Annotated in this window: 13 protein-coding genes; 9 read left to right on the forward strand and 4 right to left on the reverse strand. The window is 62.6% G+C overall.

The genetic code is table 11. The annotated features are described in order from the left end of the window. Nucleotides 1-296: 296 nt before the first annotated feature. Genes L8G49_RS19420 through L8G49_RS19435 form a run of 4 tightly spaced genes read left to right on the forward strand, consistent with a single transcriptional unit; the run spans nt 297 to nt 6308 of the window. Nucleotides 297-1058 (forward strand): protein ImuA, encoded by a 762-nt coding sequence (locus L8G49_RS19420; RefSeq protein ID WP_242187452.1) that lies wholly within the window; start codon nt 297-299, stop codon nt 1056-1058. After that, nucleotides 973-2754 (forward strand): DNA polymerase Y family protein, encoded by a 1782-nt coding sequence (locus L8G49_RS19425; RefSeq protein WP_277923390.1) that lies wholly within the window; start codon nt 973-975, stop codon nt 2752-2754. The genes L8G49_RS19420 and L8G49_RS19425 overlap by 86 nt, the downstream gene beginning before the upstream one ends. Beyond that, nucleotides 2751-6017, forward strand: coding sequence for an error-prone DNA polymerase (locus L8G49_RS19430; RefSeq protein ID WP_242187453.1), 3267 nt, complete (start codon nt 2751-2753; stop codon nt 6015-6017). The genes L8G49_RS19425 and L8G49_RS19430 overlap by 4 nt, the downstream gene beginning before the upstream one ends. Before the next feature lie 3 nt (nt 6018-6020). After that, nucleotides 6021-6308, forward strand: a complete 288-nt coding sequence (locus tag L8G49_RS19435) for a hypothetical protein (protein WP_056626057.1) — start codon at nt 6021-6023, stop codon at nt 6306-6308. A gap of 98 nt (nt 6309-6406) precedes the next feature. Here the strand turns inward: L8G49_RS19435 and L8G49_RS19440 are convergent, their stop codons facing one another. From L8G49_RS19440 to L8G49_RS19450, 3 genes are all read right to left on the reverse strand, one after another. Beyond that, nucleotides 6407-6697, reverse strand: coding sequence for a DUF1488 family protein (locus L8G49_RS19440; RefSeq protein WP_242153008.1), 291 nt, complete (start codon nt 6695-6697; stop codon nt 6407-6409). 6 nt (nt 6698-6703) lie between these two features. Next, nucleotides 6704-6991, reverse strand: a complete 288-nt coding sequence (locus L8G49_RS19445; protein ID WP_242187454.1) for a hypothetical protein — start codon at nt 6989-6991, stop codon at nt 6704-6706. A 96-nt stretch (nt 6992-7087) separates the two neighbouring features. After that, nucleotides 7088-7294 carry a hypothetical protein gene (locus L8G49_RS19450; protein ID WP_037533394.1) on the reverse strand — a complete coding sequence of 69 codons (207 nt, stop codon included), beginning with the start codon at nt 7292-7294 and terminating at the stop codon, nt 7088-7090. Between the two features lie 335 nt (nt 7295-7629). On the opposite strand from L8G49_RS19450, the gene L8G49_RS19455 reads away from it, so the two are divergent. Beyond that, nucleotides 7630-7914 (forward strand): helix-turn-helix transcriptional regulator, encoded by a 285-nt coding sequence (locus tag L8G49_RS19455; RefSeq protein WP_198527092.1) that lies wholly within the window; start codon nt 7630-7632, stop codon nt 7912-7914. Then, nucleotides 7911-9197, forward strand: a complete 1287-nt coding sequence (locus L8G49_RS19460) for a type II toxin-antitoxin system HipA family toxin (RefSeq protein ID WP_242187456.1) — start codon at nt 7911-7913, stop codon at nt 9195-9197. The genes L8G49_RS19455 and L8G49_RS19460 overlap by 4 nt, the downstream gene beginning before the upstream one ends. A 151-nt stretch (nt 9198-9348) precedes the next feature. Here L8G49_RS19460 and L8G49_RS19465 read toward each other — a convergent pair whose 3' ends face one another. After that, on the reverse strand, nt 9349-9588 hold the full coding sequence (locus L8G49_RS19465) for a hypothetical protein (protein ID WP_242187458.1): 240 nt from the start codon (nt 9586-9588) through the stop codon (nt 9349-9351). A 208-nt stretch (nt 9589-9796) separates the two neighbouring features. On the opposite strand from L8G49_RS19465, the gene L8G49_RS19470 reads away from it, so the two are divergent. From L8G49_RS19470 to L8G49_RS19480, 3 genes are read left to right on the forward strand one after another with little or no spacing between them, the layout of a single operon-like run. After that, entirely contained in the window at nt 9797-13192 is a 3396-nt protein-coding gene (locus tag L8G49_RS19470) for a type ISP restriction/modification enzyme (protein ID WP_242187459.1), read from the forward strand. A 54-nt stretch (nt 13193-13246) separates the two neighbouring features. Next, nucleotides 13247-15433 (forward strand): AAA family ATPase, encoded by a 2187-nt coding sequence (locus L8G49_RS19475; RefSeq protein ID WP_242187460.1) that lies wholly within the window; start codon nt 13247-13249, stop codon nt 15431-15433. Further along, the gene (locus tag L8G49_RS19480) at nt 15430-16773 is read left to right on the forward strand and encodes an McrC family protein (protein ID WP_242187463.1); all 1344 of its coding nucleotides are present in this window, start codon (nt 15430-15432) and stop codon (nt 16771-16773) included. Before L8G49_RS19475 ends, L8G49_RS19480 begins: the two co-directional genes overlap by 4 nt. The last annotated feature ends 16 nt before the right edge of the window (nt 16774-16789 follow it).

Here is a 16789-nt window from a genome sequence, read left to right on the forward strand (position 1 = left end):
CTATGAGTCAGCCGATGGCAGAACGAAAGCGAAATCTTCTTGGTTTGTTTTTGGTCTGTTGTGTAATCGTTCCACGCGGTGCGAACCGTCAGTTTTCGTGCCGATGCCCGTGATCGTGCGCGGCGATACTGGCAACTTACTCGAGATCGCGCTGTAGACCTCGTATTCGTTACGACTCCGTACCGTCCGGCCCTCGGCTGCGGTCAAGTCCAAAGACTCGATCCGGCAGACATAAATCCGTTGACCAAGCGCCGGCGGTAACGGAACATAAAGCGAACACGTAGAGTCTAACCACCATGTCAGCCGTCCTCGATTCGCTTCCCCAGAGCATCGCCCATCTGCGAAGCATCGCGATGCCGCTCGCCGATTACCGGGTCCTGCCATTCGGCGTGAGTGACCTCGACAACCGGCTGAATGGGGGAGGGCTCCGGGCTGGAGCGCTGCACGAGGTCGCCGCACGGACCTGTTCGCTGGTCGACGATGCGGCTGCCACGTTGTTCCTTGCCGGTATCGCCGCGCGAGAAGCGCAAAATATGCGTGCCCCGGTGCTTTGGGCAAGCTGCCGGAACGATCTTTACGCGCCTGGCTTGGCGCAAGCCGGGTTGTGCTCGGCGAACGTGATCTACGCCCAGCCCAAGGACGACGCAGCACTTCTGGCGGTTGTCGAGGACGCGATCCGGGATGGTACGCCGGCAGCGGTGGTGGCCGAGGCGGCAAAGGTTTCGATGGTCGCCACGCGCCGCCTGCAGCTCGTCGCTGCTGAAGCCGACATTCCCGTGCTGCTCCTGCGCCGCTGGCGGGGCCGATCGCAAGACCCGCTCGGCGAGCCCTCCGCTGCCTGGACGCGCTGGCGGGTCGCCAGCGCTCCGTCGCAGCGGCTCACGGTTGCCGGGGTGGGAGGCGCCCGTTGGTCGGTCGAGCTGGCGCGCCAACGCACCGGCGGGTCCTTCTCATTGATCGTGGAGGGGTGCGATGAGACGGGTTGTCTCGCTGTTCCTGCCGCACTTGGCCATCGAGCGGCTGAGACGGCTGGACCGGCACGCCACGCCGCGGCCTGAGCGGTTAGCGCTCCAGCTCCCGATCGACGACGATCCGGGTGAATGCTCTGTCCCCAGGGGTGGCGGATGGCGGCCGGGCGCGCGCTGGGCGCGAGCGCAATCGCCGACCAAGATCGAGGTTGCCGGGCAGGTCGCCGCGCTTCCGGCGCATGCGAAGCCGCCCATGCGCGAACTCGGGCGGCGATCGGAAGCCGCGAGCCATCCGTACAAGAGCCAGTCGGTCACCCGACCGGCCATGATCGTGACACGGCCCGCAACCGCTCATGCTCCGCTGGCGCTTGTCGGCAAGGTCGGGCGGCGTGAGGAAATCGTGGCGGCATGCGCTGCGGCGGCCTCGCTCGGTATCCATGTCGGAATGGCCGCTACCCATGCCCGCGCTCTGGTGTCCGATCTCGACTTCCGGCCCGCCCAGCCAGAGGCGGACGCGGTCCTGCTCGATCGCTTGGCGCTGCTTGCCGTTCGGCGTTGGTCGCCCATTGCCGCCGCGACGACCGACGGCGTATGGCTCGACCTCGCCGGATGCGATCACCTTTACGGGGGAGAAGAGCGCTTTTGCCGACGCCTGCGCGCCTTCTGCCAGCGCGCCGGATTCACGGCGCGCATCGCGGTCGCCGACACGCCTGGTGCCGCACACGCGCTCGCCCGGTACGGCCGAGAAGATCTGACGATCGTGCCGGCCGGTGGTACGGTCCAAGCGATTTCGCCGCTTCCGATCGCCGCCTTGCGACTGACCGGCACGGCGCTCAGTGCGGCTAAGCGGTTCGGTTTCGAGACTATCGCAGACCTTTTGCCGGTAGCGCGCGGCCCGCTTGCGCGGCGGCTGGGCCTGCCCGCCATCACCCGGCTCGATCAGGCGCTCGGCGGCGTGGCGGAGCCGATCACGCCGCGCGAAGATGTCACCGTTCCAGCCGTCGAGCGCCGCCTGCTCGAGCCGATCGGCACGGCCGAGGCGATCGCACAGGTGATGGAGGATTTGCTCGGCGATTTGGCCGAGGTGCTGCAGACGAGCGGGCTCGGTGCGCGATCGCTCCGCCTGTCGGGAGTTTGCGTCGATGGGACCGAACAGGTCGTGGCGGTCGGTACATCGCGGCCGACACGCGACGTCTCCCATCTTCTGCGCCTCATGAAGCTCAGGATCGAGCGCATCGATCCCGGACTGGGGCTTGAGCAGTTCCTGCTGGTAGCGCCGCATACCGAGCCGCTCGATGCAATGGACCTGGGCGCAGTGCTAGCTGGCGAGGTTCTGGTGCGCGACCCCGCGCGCCTCGTCGATGTCGTCGCCGGCCGCATCGGCCCGAATGCTGTCTATCGGATCGCGCCGATCCCGAGCCATGTACCCGAGCGAGCGGTCGCGCGCGCCGACCCGGTCGAAATGCCGGCAGGGTGGCCGACATGGCGGCGGCCGGTGCGGCTGTTCGCCAGACCGGAGCCGCTATGGGGCGTCATCGCGCTGCTCCCCGATCAACCGCCGCGGCGCTTCGAGTGGCGAGGCCAGGCGCACAAGGTCGTGGCCGGCGATGGACCCGAGCGGATCCACGGCGAATGGTGGCGCCGCGACGCCGAGACTTGGGCGGTACGGGACTATTACCGCGTCGAGGATGAGGCAGGCGGCCGTTTCTGGGTATTCCGGCGCGGCGACGGCACCCATGATGATACCGGCGATCTCAGCTGGTGGATCCACGGGGTGTTCGCATGAGCGCGCCCTATGTCGAGCTTCAGGTGCTCACCCATTTCTCGCTGCTGCGCGGCGCGTCGAGCCCCGACGAGCTGTTCGCGGCGGCGGCACTGCTCGGGTATTCCGCGATTGGGACCAGCGACATCGGTACGGTGGCGGGCGTCGTGCGCGCCTGGGAGGCGCAAAAGGCGACCGGCGTCCGCTCGATCGCGGGTACGCGTGTCGATCTCTCCTGCGGGCGCCGCCTGATCCTCTATCCCACCGATCGCCCCGCCTGGTCACGGATCACGCGGCTGCTGACGGTCGGCAAAAAGCGGGCGGGGAAGGGGGGCTGCCTGCTCCACTGGCACGACCTCGAGCCATGGTCGGAGGGGGTCATCGCGATCCTGCTGCCGGACGAGGCGGATCAGGCGAACCTTGCGGCACTTGCCGACCTGAAGACGGTCTATGGGCGGCGCGGGTACATGGCGCTGTTCCAGCGCCGGCGACCGGACGACGCCGTCCGTATCGATGCGCTGGCTAGGCAGGCTGGCGGCGCCGGCGTCCGCGCGGTCGCAACCGGTGACGTCCTCTACCATGCGCCCGAAGCCCGCCTGCTGCAGGACGTGGTTACGGCCGTGCGCGAGAAGTGCACCGTTGATGAGCTCGGCTACCGCCGTGAGATCAACGCCGATCGCGCGCTCAAATCGCCGGAGGAAATGGTCCGGCGCTTTCGTGATTATCCCGATGCGCTGCGCGCCAGCGTCGATATCGCCCGGGCTTGCACCTTCGATCTTGGTGAGCTGGCCTATCAATATCCTCACGAGCGGCTGATCGACGGCCTGAGCGCGCAGGACGCGCTGCAGAAGCTGGCCACCGAAGCGGTCGAGCGGATGTTCGATGGCAACGTCCCGGCCGCTTATACCGACCAGATCGGCCACGAGATGCGGTTGATCGGCGAACTGGGTTACGCGCCCTACTTCCTGACGGTCTACGCGATCGTACGCGAAGCACGCCGCCGCGGGATCCTGTGCCAGGGCCGAGGCTCGGCGGCCAATTCGTGCGTGTGCTTCGTGCTCGGCGTCACCTCGATCGATCCGATCAAGCACGAGCTTCTGTTCGAGCGCTTCGTGTCGGGCGAACGGCGCGAGCCACCCGACATTGACGTCGACTTCGAGCATGAGCGCCGCGAAGAGATCATCCAGTGGATCTATGAAACCTACGGGCGTGATCGATCCGCGTTGACCGCGGTGGTCCAGCGCTACCGCGCGCGCGGTGCGGTGCGCGATGTCGGCAAGGCGTTGGGGTTGCCCGAAGACCTGACGTCCTCGCTGGCGGGGCTGGTGTGGGGCTGGTCCGCCGAAGGCGTGGGTGAGAAGCAGGTCGAGGAACTCAACCTCGATATCGGCGATCGACGGCTGCGCTTGACCCTGGAACTGGCCCGCAAGTTGATCGGCGTGCCCCGCCACATGAGCCAGCACCCAGGCGGGTTTGTCCTGACGCATGATCGGCTCGACGATCTCGTGCCGATCGAGCCTGCCGCGATGGAGGATCGCCAGATCATCGAATGGGACAAGGACGACATCGATGCGCTGAAGTTCATGAAGGTCGATGTGCTCGGCCTCGGCATGCTCGGCTGCATGAACCGTGCCTTCAACATGCTCGAGCAGGATAAGGGCATCCGCATCGGTCTGGCCGACCTCCAGGACGACGATCCCGCGGTGTACGCGATGATCCAGAAGGCCGATACGCTCGGAACCTTCCAGATCGAGAGCCGCGCGCAGATGTCGATGCTGCCGCGGATGAAGCCGCGCCGGTTCTACGATCTCGTGATCCAGGTCGCGATCGTCCGACCCGGGCCGATCCAGGGCGACATGGTTCATCCCTATCTACGGCGGCGCGAGGGGCTGGAGAAGCCCGAATATCCCCGGCCGGAGCTCCGCGCGGTGCTGGAAAAGACGCTTGGCGTGCCGCTATTCCAGGAACAGGCGATGAAGGTCGCGATCGTCGGCGCAGGCTTCACGCCGGCCGAAGCGGACCAGCTGCGCCGCGCCATGGCGACCTTCAAGGTCACCGGCGGCGTATCGCACTTCTCGGAAAAGCTGGTCGAGGGCATGGTCGCGCGCGGTTATCCGCGCGACTTCGCAGAACGCACCTTCCGCCAACTGGAAGGCTTCGGCTCCTATGGCTTTCCGGAAAGCCACGCGGCCTCGTTCGCCAAGATCTCTTACGCCTCGTCGTGGATGAAGCATCATCATCCCGACGTCTTCTGCGCGTCGCTGATGAACGCGCAGCCGATGGGATTTTATGCGCCCGCGCAGATCGTGCGCGATGCTCAGGCGCACGATATCCAGGTGCGGCCCCCGTGCATCAACGCGAGCCGCTGGGACTGCACGTTGGAGCCGACAGGCGGCCGCTACCTCGCGGTGCGGCTCGGGCTTCGCCAGGTGCGCGGCCTGTCGAACGCCGACGGGGCCGCGATTGTAGGCGCACGCAGCACGACGTTGTTCGATTCCATTGATGACGTGTGGCGTCGATCCGGCGTCCAGCGTGCCGCGATCGAAAAGCTGGCGGATGCCGATGCGTTTCACACCTTCGGCGCGGATCGGCGGCAGGGCCTGTGGAAGGTGAGGGGCCTCGGCGAGGCGCCACTGCCGCTGTTCGCCGCCGCGGATCGCGCTGCGGAGACGATCAGCGCCGAAGGGATCGAACCGTCCGTCGCGCTCCGTCCGTTGACGGACGGGCGCGAGGTAATCGAGGATTATCGCTCGCTTCAGCTGTCGCTGCGGGCGCATCCGCTGACGTTCGTTCGGGGTGAGCTCGCGCGACGTGGAGTGACCAAATGCGCGGAACTCGCGAACATCCGGGATGGCCGGTACGTCGAGGTCGCCGGGATCATTCTGGTCCGCCAGAAGCCGGGGTCGGCCAAGGGCGTGCTGTTCATTACGATCGAGGACGAGACCGGGATCGCCAACGGCATCCTGTGGCCGGATCGGTTCGAGCGGCAACGCCGAACGATCATGTCCGCGTCGATGATCGGCATGAAGGGCAGGGTGCAGAAAGAGGGCGAGGTGATCCACGTCATCTGCGACCGGATCATCGACCATGGTGATCTGCTGCACCACGTGGGCGAGAGGTCGTTCCCCCATCGTACCGGCCGCGGCGACGGGGCCAAGCATGCCGGATCGCCTGACCGGGGTGACGCGGGTTGGAAGCCGGAGCCGCGGAACTGCTACTGGCCGCCGCACGCCGAGGGCATGGACCCCGAGGACGCGGTTCGCTTCAAATCGCATGACTTTCGTTGAGCGATGGCAAAGCTCGCTCGCCACCAGCGCGTCGTCATCGCGCTATCGGTCCATATCCTGCGGAGCGGCGTCGCCCGCTGCTCAGACGCGCGCGTGGACGGCGTAGAGGTTCGCCTGGCGCTTCGGTGTCTTCTACCGCATTGCCCGGAGCGTTGGCCGCTCGAGCTTTATTGGGATGCGGCGCGCCAGGAGAATGAGATCGGCAGGGCGCAGGGTGTGACCGCCGCGTTCAACGGCATTGTCCGTCAGCTGCGCCGCGCAGGCCGATATGAGGAAGTGCTGGATCAGTGAGAAAGCGTGCCGCCCGCATCCTCAGCTGAGGCACCTCGGGGATGGTGCCCGTCGGATGGCATGGATCGATCCGGATGGCGCTTCCTTCCGCCACGGCTTCAGCTTTCTACGTCGGCCGCAGTCAGCAGGATCGGGGGCTCCCCGCCGAGCCGCTTGACGAACTCGCGCTGTGCTATGCGATGAATGTCGCTCTCGAACTCGATGAAGACCTCGAGGGCAGTTTCGGAATCGAGCGTATCGCGATCGGGATCGAGGAGCTGCGTCAAAGCCTCGCTGGTGATGAGGAACTCGACGACTCCTAAGTTGGTGGCACCCGTGAACCCGACGCTCTCGCGTTCGGCAACCCAGTAATAGTCCCCCATCTCGAAACGGACGCTGGGATTGGCCATGCCGCCTTACTCCTCTGGTGTGCTGGAAGCCGGCAGGTGCTCCGCCAGTGCTGCGATACCCTCACCGGTAAAGGTCGTGCTGGAGGCGCCCTCGATCTGGACGGGATGCTCTACCGTCAAGACGGCCGCGGCTTGATGCTCGGGGTCCAGTTTCTGCCAATCGCGAACTGCCCGTTCGAGGTTGGTGACTTCGGCCACGTCGCTATCGCCGCGCGGGACGTTTTCGAGCGAGGCGCTCATCCGCCAGTTGATCTCGGGTGTCTTCGCGCTTTCACCCCAGGTCGCTTCGGTCATGATCGTCTACCTTCTCGCGTGTGGTTCTGGGCGCGATTTCGAATATAGCCCGACAGGGCGCGTCCGTGCCAGTCCGAAGCCCACAATGCGCGAGCTTCAAGGGCCGCGAGGGGCGACCGCGATGATATCGAGCTTGCGCAAGGCTCGTGCCAGGCGTTTGGCATCGAGTAGCCCGATGCCATGGGCGCGAAAGGCGCTCGCGAGTTGTCTCTCGGTCAATGGCGCCGACACCTGATCGAGAACAGCAAGCGCGGCGGCGCGCACCTCAGGGGGTGCAGCCTTCAGGGCGTCTAGGGCTTTCATTCTGCCTCATGAAGGTTGCTCGGTCCGATCGGTAGACCAAAGACATAGCGCCGCGCCATGCGACTTGCACGTGCCACGCCCCGCGATGCCGGCGACCTGAAGAACAACCCGCCACGGCCGACGCTCTGTGTGAGATTGCCGGTTCTGTCGATGCCGCCCGAGCAGTCAGTTGCATCCGCGCCTGTCGAACCCGGGCAACGCGTCTCGAACCGGCTATCTCGACTGGCAACGTAAGGTCGTGTATAACGTACCGTATTAGCCTGATGGGCGCTTATATGAGACTCGAGATGCGATCGACTGTCGCTGATACTCTTCCGCCGCGCGTGAGGCGCAGCTTGACGAAGCTGGGCGCTGATATCGCGCTGGCGCGCAAGAAGCGCAGCCTCACAGTGGTCATGATGGCCGAACGCATCGGTGTGGCCAAGAGCACATACCTCAAGCTGGAGAAAGGCGATCCGACGGTCGCGCTGGGCACGTACGCCATGACGTTCTTCGTTCTGGGGTTCGGCGAAAGCCTCGGAGACATCCTCGACGCCAGGAACGACGAGCAGGGTCTGTTGCTCGACGTGGAGCGCATGCCGCAGCGCGTCCGCAGGCCCAAACCGCCGGTTTCGCTGTGAGGCGGACGATTGGCATTCAGATCGGCGACGAAGCCCGCGGTGTCGGATTGCTGCACTACAATCAGCAGGGGAGCCGCGAGAGCGCGGGCTTCGAATACGATGCCGCCTGGCTGGCAGACCCCGATCGCTTCGCCCTAGAGCCTGCGTTGCCGCTAGTCGCCGGCCCGCAGTTTCACCGCAAGATCGGCACCGGTTCTGTCTTCCATGCCGCCATCGCCGACACCGAACCGGACGGCTGGGGCAAGCGCGTCATCCAGCGCGACCATGCCAAGCGGCGGCAAGATGCCCGCCGCCGCGGTGATGAGGTCGATGCTCGGGCACTGAATGGCCTCGATTATCTGTTGGCGGTCGACGACGTCAGCCGGGTTGGCGCGCTGCGTCTCGTTGACGAACAAGGGACCGCTCAGCGGGCGACCGAGGATGGTCGCCGCACCACTCCACCCCTCATCGAGCTGGGTCATCTCCTGGCCGCCAGTCGGGCAGTCGAGACCAACACCGAAACCGCAGCCGATCTCGCCTATTTGCGCGGTCGCGGCACCTCGCTAGGCGGACTTCGCCCCAAATGCACCGTCGTCGATGACGAGGGGCGCCTGTCGATCGGCAAGTTTCCAAGCGTCGCCGACGAGCGCTCGGTGACGCGGGGGGAGGTGCTGGCGATGCGTCTTGCCCGCCGCGCCGGCATCGACGCGGCCGACGCCCGACTGATCGACAGCGATGGTGACGCGATCGCGCTGATCCGGCGGTTCGATCGGCCCGCGGGAGGCGGGCGGCTCATGTACGTCTCGGCGGCGACGATGATCGGTGCGGAGCCCGGCGATGCGCAGGAGCATGCCTATACCGAGATCGTCGATGCGCTCCGTGTGAATGGGAGCGCCCCCACTGCCGACATCGAGGAGCTATGGCGCAGGATCGCTTTCTCGATCCTGATTACGAATGTCGACGATCATCTGATGAACCATGGCTTCCTGCACGTCGATCGTGGCCTGTGGCGGCTGGCGCCAGCCTTCGACATCAACCCGTTCCCCGAGCGACTGCGCGAATTGAAGACTTGGGTCTCGGAAGAGGTTGGACCCGAGGCAACCATCGATGCCCTGATGTCGGTGCTGCCGTACTTTCGCATCAGCCCGTATCGCGCGAGGGATATGCTAGCTCAGGTCGAACATGCCGTCGCGGCTTGGCAAGACGAGGGACGCGCGCTCGGCATGACCAGCGTCGACCTCGACAGCTTTGCCGAGGCGTTCGAACACGGTGAGCGCGCCGCGGCACGTGCCGTGCTGGCATGATGCAGCGCTCGACGTCTTAATTTGCAGCCATTAGAAGAATTCTTATGATGCGCCTGATCCACACCGCTGACTAGCGGCTTGTTAATTGGATCAGATTGACAACTGCGAATTAACAAATGTCGAGAACCTTAGTCCTGCATGTATTATCGGATCAGCTGAATTCGAAACGGCGCCGTAGGCGCATGACAGCCAGATCTTTCTCGCGATCCAGTCTGTCCAGACGGCGATTATGTACCGCGGCCGTGACCTGACGATTGCCGGCGACGCCGCGCTGCTCAGATCGAGCTTCGTGCCCCAGATTAAGCGCGTCTTCTATATATCGCATCACCGCAGCGGCACGGGCGATCCTTTTCTGATCCAACACATGTTTGCGGCCGCCGCGTGAATCCAATAAAATATCTCGGCTCGACGGAATATTGTCAGCATTTGCAGCTTGAGCTGGCGATTGAAGTCGACGTTTAGGGCCGCGGCGAGCGGGTCAGGTTTGACATTGCCACGCGGCAGCATCGCCGCGATATTCAGATTGACTCTCCGTATGGGCGCAGACGCAGGCTTGGGGCGATCACGCCCCCGTGAGAGGATGGGGGCATTGGGTACACGTGGATAAGGTCGAGGCCAAGATTGAGCGCTATTTTCGATCGCTCAGGGATGTTCGAAGCCTAGGAGCGGGAACCAAAGAGCGGTCTTATTATCCCGCTTTTGCTGAAGTCCTCAACGGCATCGGCGCCGAGTTGAGCCCGCGGGTCATATGCCTGTCGGACCTTGGCAACACTGGCGCGGGCCACCCCGATTTCGGTCTTTTCGCAGCGTCACAGCTGCAGAAGGGAGAACCTCGGCGCGGCCAGTCCCCCGAGCGCGGCGTGATTGAAATGAAGAGCGTCGGTGACGACGCTTGGGTGACCGCCAAAACGGAACAGGTCACCAAATATTTTGGCGCTTACCGAAGCGTCCTCGTCACAAATTTACGCGATTTCATCGTCATCGGCGAAGGGCCGAGCGGATTGCCAGTGCGGCTGGAAACCTTCCGGTTTGCTACGTCCGAGAAAGCATTCTGGGACCTGGTCTCGGAACCAACGAAATCGGCACGGCAATACGGGCGCACTTTCTTTGAGTTCCTCCGCCGCGCTCTCACACAATCTGTAGCACTCCATGAACCAAAAGACGTCGCTTGGTTCCTCGCATCCTACGCAAGAGACGCGCTTCAAAGGGTTACGGATGCCGGAGATCTACCCGCGCTTCACACCGTCCGCGAGTCGCTTGAAGGGGCTTTGGGAGTCGCTTTCGAAGCTGAGAAGGGCGACCATTTCTTCCGATCCACGCTCGTGCAAACACTCTTCTATGGAGTGTTTTCCGCCTGGGTGCTTTGGGCTCGCCAGCTACCGAGGCCGACGGAGCGGTTCGACTGGCATGGTGCAGTTTGGCACCTTAATGTTCCGTTCGTACGTACTCTCTTCCAGCAAATCGCAAGCCCCCTCCACCTCCAGCCGTTGCACCTGACGGAGGTGCTGGATTGGACGGCGGGGACGCTGAATCGAGTTCAGGTCGACTCATTCTTCGACAAGTTCGACGACACCGAGGCGGTGCCCTATTTCTACGAGCCGTTTCTTGAGGCCTTTGACCCGGTCCTGCGCAAGGAACTAGGCGTATGGTACACGCCGACACCTGTCGTCGATTATATGGTCGCGCGGGTGGACCTTGCGTTGAAAACAGACCTCGGGCTGCCTGAGGGTCTGGCATCCGAGAACGTATACATTCTTGACCCGTGCTGCGGGACCGGGACGTTTATCGCGTCGGTCCTACGCAGGATCAGCGAGTCATTGGCTGCAGCGGGCTATGGCAGCATGACGGGCCAATTGGTCAAGAAAGCTGCGCTGGAACGCGTTTTCGGATTTGAGATCATGCCCGCGCCTTTCATCGTCGCGCATCTTCAGGCGGGGCTTGTTCTGCGCTCGTTGGGCGCGGTTCTGCAATCGGAAGACGAGCGGGCGAGAGTCTATCTCACCAACGCGCTGACCGGTTGGGAGCCGGTGGTATCGAAGCCGTTGCCCTTCCCCGAACTCGAAGAAGAACGGCGACGCGCTGACGAAGTGAAGCAGGACGCGCCTATTTTAGTGATCCTAGGCAATCCTCCCTATAACGGCTTTGCGGGTGTCGCCGTTGAGGAAGAGCGCGAGCTATCGTCAGCTTATAAGACGACTAAGGCTGTCCAACCGCCCGAAGGACAGGGCCTCAACGACCTGTACGTTCGCTTCTTTCGGATGGCCGAGCGGCGCATCGTCGACAAGACAGGCGCGGGTGTCGTCTGCTTCATATCGAATTACTCATGGCTCGACGGCTTATCGTTCACCGGAATGCGCGAGCGTTTTCTCGACGTGTTTGACGCTATCCGCGTCGATGTTTTGAACGGCGACAAATATAAGACAGGGAAGAAGACACCGGATGGCCTTGCAGACCCTTCGATCTTCTCGACGGTTCAAAATCGAGAGGGAATTCAGGTCGGAACAACCATCACGACGATGGTTCGCCGGCTGGACCATGTCGCCGCATCGACCATCGAGTCACGGTTGCTCTGGGGCACGGGTAAGGTAGACGAACTCGCAGCGACCGGGAGCGCGGCGGCTGAGGACATCTACGAAAAGGTCACGCCTTCGCTGCCGCTTGGCCTACCGTTCATCAAGACCAACCTCCAGAACGGATATTTAGATTGGCCACAGATCACGGAATTGCTGCCGGCATATATGTCTGGTGTTCAGACGAAACGTGATCAATTTCTTGTAGATATTGACCGTAATGCGCTCGGCAAACGTATTGCTGAATATTACGATACGGCATTGAGCTTCGAGAATTTCGCGTCTCGCTACCCCGAGGCTTCTCAAGCAACTAAGCGATATGAACCGGCCAAGACGCGAGCTGAACTTCTGAAAACGGGCATCCTTGCTGATAACATCGTGAAGTACAGCTACCGCCCATTCGACACGCGCTGGATATATTGGGAACCGGAGACAAAGCTGCTGGGTGAAAAAAGCCCCGACTTCTTTCCGAATGCGTTCAGCGGAAATCTCTGGATCGAGGCGCGTGAGAAGCAAACTCAGGAGAGCTTCGATCGCGGCGCTCTGACGAGCACGCTTGCGGATAATTATGGGAGTGGGTTCTCTACCTTCTTCCCGATGCTGCTCGCACCGGACGAGCCTAAAGGTGAGCCGAGGATCAACCTCTCGCGTTCGGTTGCTGAGTATCTACGAGACCTAGAGCTCGCGCCAACAACAATATTTCATCACGCGCTCGCCATGTTGCATTCGCCGGCGAACAGGACGGACAACAGGAGCGCGTTGCGGATGGGGTGGCCGCGCGTTCCTGTACCGGCAGACCCTCCCGTCCTCGCCGTCTCTGCAGGAGCTGGCGAGATACTGGCGAAACTGCTCGACACCGAATCAAACGTCGCGCCAATGATCGGCGGCGCTGCACATCCGGGTCTAAGGGTCGTCGCCCAACCGGCCCGCACCGATGGTGAAATGATTGCTGACGACGATCTGTCGGTACGGGCCGGCTGGGGCAACATCCAGATCACCGCCAACGGAAACCAGATTGTCATGCCCGGAAGAGGGAAGGTTGTCCGTCGTGGTTACTCCGTCGAAGAGCGCGTGGCTTTCGAGGAGGAGGCCGCGGCGCAGGAGATTGATAGCGAGGAGCTTTTTGCCCTTCTCGGACTGGCAACATACGATATTTATTTATCTGACCGCGTATTTCTCAAAAACATCCCAGAATTGGTGTGGAGTTATTCGCTCTCAGGATACCAAGTTCTGAAAAAGTGGCTCTCCTATCGAGAACAAGGGGTGCTGGGCCGCCCTCTATCCATCCAAGAGATGATGTTCTTGCCTGACGCGGCGCGACGCATATCGGCCATCCTGCTCCTGACGCCACGCCTGGATGCGAGTTATCTCGCCGCAAAGGCGAACCCGCTTCCCTGGTCTGACGGTCGTCCCGAAGGTCATTAGGGCTGCATAGAAAGATATCAAATTCGGTGCCGCCGGCCCGGCGTGGGGGAAGAGATGCAGGAACAAGAGTTCAGGACTTGGTTGGGCAAACGCCTTTGGAAGGGACAGTCCCTGACCAAAAAGGCAACGGACAACCGAGTCCGTCGAAGCTTCCGGGCGGAACGCGGTATACACGGTCTCGGCTTCGCCGAAGACACGCTCGACGAACTGTTCGATGCCGGGAAATGGCAGCAGCTTCTCGACAAGCTGACCGCGCTTAAGAGCGACCCGGAAGCAGATCTGGAAGGCATGCGGGCCGTGGTGCCAAAAGCGGAGGAGCCGCAAGTCCAGCTAGGAAACATGATCGCGGCCCTCAAGCAATATGGCTATTTTCGCGAAGGTCGTGATCCGAACTATTCGACGTCCGAGACGACGGACGAGGACGAGGAAGACGAGAGCCAGGCGGACAAGATCCGTCGGTACGTCTTGGACAATTACATCACCCCTGCGCGCGCCGAGGGGCAGCCGACGGTAACGATCACCGTTGGACCGCTGAACAACGAGATGGGCCTGCAGATGGCGTGGCCGAACATCTGTCAGGCGCTTGAGGGCCGACTCTTTTTGGAGCTTGCAAATGTGCCGCGCCCAACAGCGGAGGGGCCGCGGCAAAGCACGACCCGCAAACTGACCTTTTCACTGAAATCGGAGGCTGGCGACGTGACAGGGCCAAAGCAACTGCCAACCAACCTTATCCTCTTTGGACCGCCGGGCACCGGCAAGACCTATCAGACGGCCCGTGAGGCCGTGGCGCTCTGTGACGGCAGTGCGGATTATCCTGACACCGGGGACGGCAGGAAGACCCTCATGGGCCGATATCGCGACCTGGAGGCAGAGAAACGGATCGCCTTCGTCACCTTCCACCAGAATTACGACTATGAGAGCTTTGTGGAGGGGCTGCGCCCTGAGACCGGAGACAACGACGGAGCCACGGTCGGTTTTCGGCTTGAGGCACGTCCTGGCGTCTTCCGTGAAATTTGTGCGCTTGCCGATCAGGCGCGCACGCGCACCGTGCCGTCGGTCAGTGCAACAGGCTTCGATTTCAACGATCGCCGGTTCTGGAAGATGGGCCAAGGCGCGATCGGCAGCGAGGACGATGTCTACGATGCTGCGATTTCAAACAACTACATCACGCTCGGTTGGGGAGGTTCGATAGACTGGAGTGACGAGCGATTTTCCACCTTCGAAGCAATCAAGGCGGAGTGGCTTGAACGGAATCCCGAGGATCCCACACCCAGCAATTGGACCCAGATGTGGCCCTTCCGCAGTGAAATGAAGGTGGGCGACATCGTCATTGTCCCCTACGGTAATACGGCCTTCCGGGCCGTCGCCGAGGTAACAGGCGACTATCGATATGAACCTTCAGCCGAGGGGCATTACGCGCATCGGCGGGATGTGCGTTGGCTGCTCACGCTCGATGAGCCTTTAGCCCTCGACACCATCGTCGACGGCAACTTCACGATGCGCACGCTTTATCCGATCGCGACGAAGCGGGTGAACCTGCCGGCACTCGGGCGCCTGATTGGCGATGAGAGCGCGGAAGCGGTTGGTGAAGGAGAGGTCGAGCCTGACCAGTTCGTTCTCATCATCGATGAAATCAACCGAGCCAATATCTCCAAGGTTTTCGGCGAGCTGATCACCTTGATCGAGCCTGACAAGCGGCTCGGTATGGACAATGCCCTGACCCTGACCTTGCCTTACTCGAAGAAGCGAGACTTCGGCGTCCCCGCCAACCTTCACATCATCGGTACGATGAACACGGCCGACCGCTCGATCGCGCTGCTCGATACAGCGTTACGCCGCCGCTTCGTCTTCCAGGAGATCACGCCAAGACCGGAGTTGCTCGGGACCGTCGATGGCATCGATCTGAAGGCTGTGCTTGTGACGATCAACGACCGTATCGAGTACCTGATCGATCGAGAACATCGGATCGGTCACGCGTTTTTCATGGGATGCGACAGCCGAGCGGCTGTCGCCAGCGTGATGCGAGACAAGGTGATTCCGCTTCTTCAGGAATATTTCTTTGAGGATTGGAGCCGGATACAGGGCGTGCTTGGCGATGGCTTCATCGGCGCGCGAAAGCTCGCACCTCCCCCGGGCATCGAAGGCGAGGAGCGCGATAGCTGGTTCGTGCGCGACAGGTTCGGGGATGATGCCTTCGCAGGCCTGATCGGCAAGGCGCCGGCAGAATCCGAGCCCGAATGAGCCATTTGTCGGTCAGCGAATGGGGACGTGTCCCAGTACTCGATCGATCAGACGAGGCCGGCTTCACGCGCGCGCAGGCCAATGCGCTGATCGCTGCTGCTCGCGCTCACCCCCTCGGCGGTGATGAGGGCACGGGGATCCTTGGCGATCACTACCGCCACCTGACCGCACGACAGACGGTCGGGGTGATCGCCGCGCCGGGATGCAGCCTCGAAATCCTTCCGAAGATCGACCCAACGGAAGGGGAGGACATCGAAACCCGGAGCTCCGTGCGCCAGCGTCTGGTTCGAATGCTTGATGTGGCCTTGGGATTGAACATCGGCGATGGCGTGGCGGCGAGTATGGCACGGCAGCAAGAGAGCCTGCTTGATATCCTGATCCGGATTTTTGCTGACAAGCTGTTGAAAGAGGCGCGGCGCGGGTTGCCGCGGATGTATCTGGCACAGGAGCAAGACCTGCCGGCCCTGCGTGGCCGCCTGAACGTGGTGAGGCAATTTACCGCGCACGCAGTGCGGCCGGATAGGCTTGCTTGCCGGTTTGACGCTCTCTCCAACGATATTCCGCTTTTGCAGGTCATGAAGGCATGTGTGATCGCGCTCCGTCGCCATGCTAGGGCAGGGGCGACAACCCGGAAACTCGACGAGTTGCGCTTCGTTCTGGCGGATATCAGCGATGTCGGCGTGTCCGCCCTTCCTTGGGGATCGGTTCGCATCGACCGGACCAATCGCCGCTGGGAAACGCTCTACGGGCTCGCGCGGCTGTTTCTAAAGCGCGACTGGCAGGCGACGCACCGCGCCTCTGACGCCGGCCAAGGGATCGCGCTCCTCTTTCCGATGAATGATCTGTTCGAAGCCTATGTTGCGGCTTTGATGAGAAAGGCGATCCGCCCGCTCGATCTGAGCGTGGAGGCGCAGGGCGGTCGGTTGTTCTGTTTGATCGAGGAGGGGGGGCGCGGGCGCTTCCAGACGAAGCCCGACTTGGTTCTCCGTCGCCATCCGAAGGACGGCGGGAAAGTTGTCGCGATAATCGACACCAAGTGGAAACGGCTGTCACCTTCGGTCGAGGATCGTAAGCACGGTGTCAGCCAGTCCGATGTCTACCAGATGATGGCCTACGGCCAATTATACGACTGCCGTGAGTTGGTCTTGCTCTATCCGCACCACGCCGGGTTGGGCGAGACCGTGCTGACCCTGCCCTATCGCGTTTCGAACAGCGCGGCCCGCCTTCATCTGCGAAGCGTCGACGTGCGATTGCGCGAGCCGCTCATCCTCGACCAACTCTCCGGCATGTCCGCGCTCTGGGCGACCTCGAACCGGGTTTCCGAAGCCTTCCCAGCGTGAAAACGGGTTTGCCTTT

Source organism: Sphingomonas sp. CARO-RG-8B-R24-01, from assembly GCF_022662295.1.
Taxonomy (GTDB): Bacteria; Pseudomonadota; Alphaproteobacteria; order Sphingomonadales; family Sphingomonadaceae; genus Sphingomonas.

Coding starts and splice junctions, on each gene's coding strand:
- L8G49_RS19420 (WP_242187452.1), top strand. CDS start 297: ATGTCAGCCGTCCTCGATTCGCTTCCCCAGAGCATCGCCCATCTGCGA.
- L8G49_RS19425 (WP_277923390.1), top strand. CDS start 973: ATGAGACGGGTTGTCTCGCTGTTCCTGCCGCACTTGGCCATCGAGCGG.
- L8G49_RS19430 (WP_242187453.1), top strand. CDS start 2,751: ATGAGCGCGCCCTATGTCGAGCTTCAGGTGCTCACCCATTTCTCGCTG.
- L8G49_RS19435 (WP_056626057.1), top strand. CDS start 6,021: ATGGCAAAGCTCGCTCGCCACCAGCGCGTCGTCATCGCGCTATCGGTC.
- L8G49_RS19440 (WP_242153008.1), bottom strand. CDS start 6,697: ATGGCCAATCCCAGCGTCCGTTTCGAGATGGGGGACTATTACTGGGTT.
- L8G49_RS19445 (WP_242187454.1), bottom strand. CDS start 6,991: ATGACCGAAGCGACCTGGGGTGAAAGCGCGAAGACACCCGAGATCAAC.
- L8G49_RS19450 (WP_037533394.1), bottom strand. CDS start 7,294: ATGAAAGCCCTAGACGCCCTGAAGGCTGCACCCCCTGAGGTGCGCGCC.
- L8G49_RS19475 (WP_242187460.1), top strand. CDS start 13,247: ATGCAGGAACAAGAGTTCAGGACTTGGTTGGGCAAACGCCTTTGGAAG.
- L8G49_RS19480 (WP_242187463.1), top strand. CDS start 15,430: ATGAGCCATTTGTCGGTCAGCGAATGGGGACGTGTCCCAGTACTCGAT.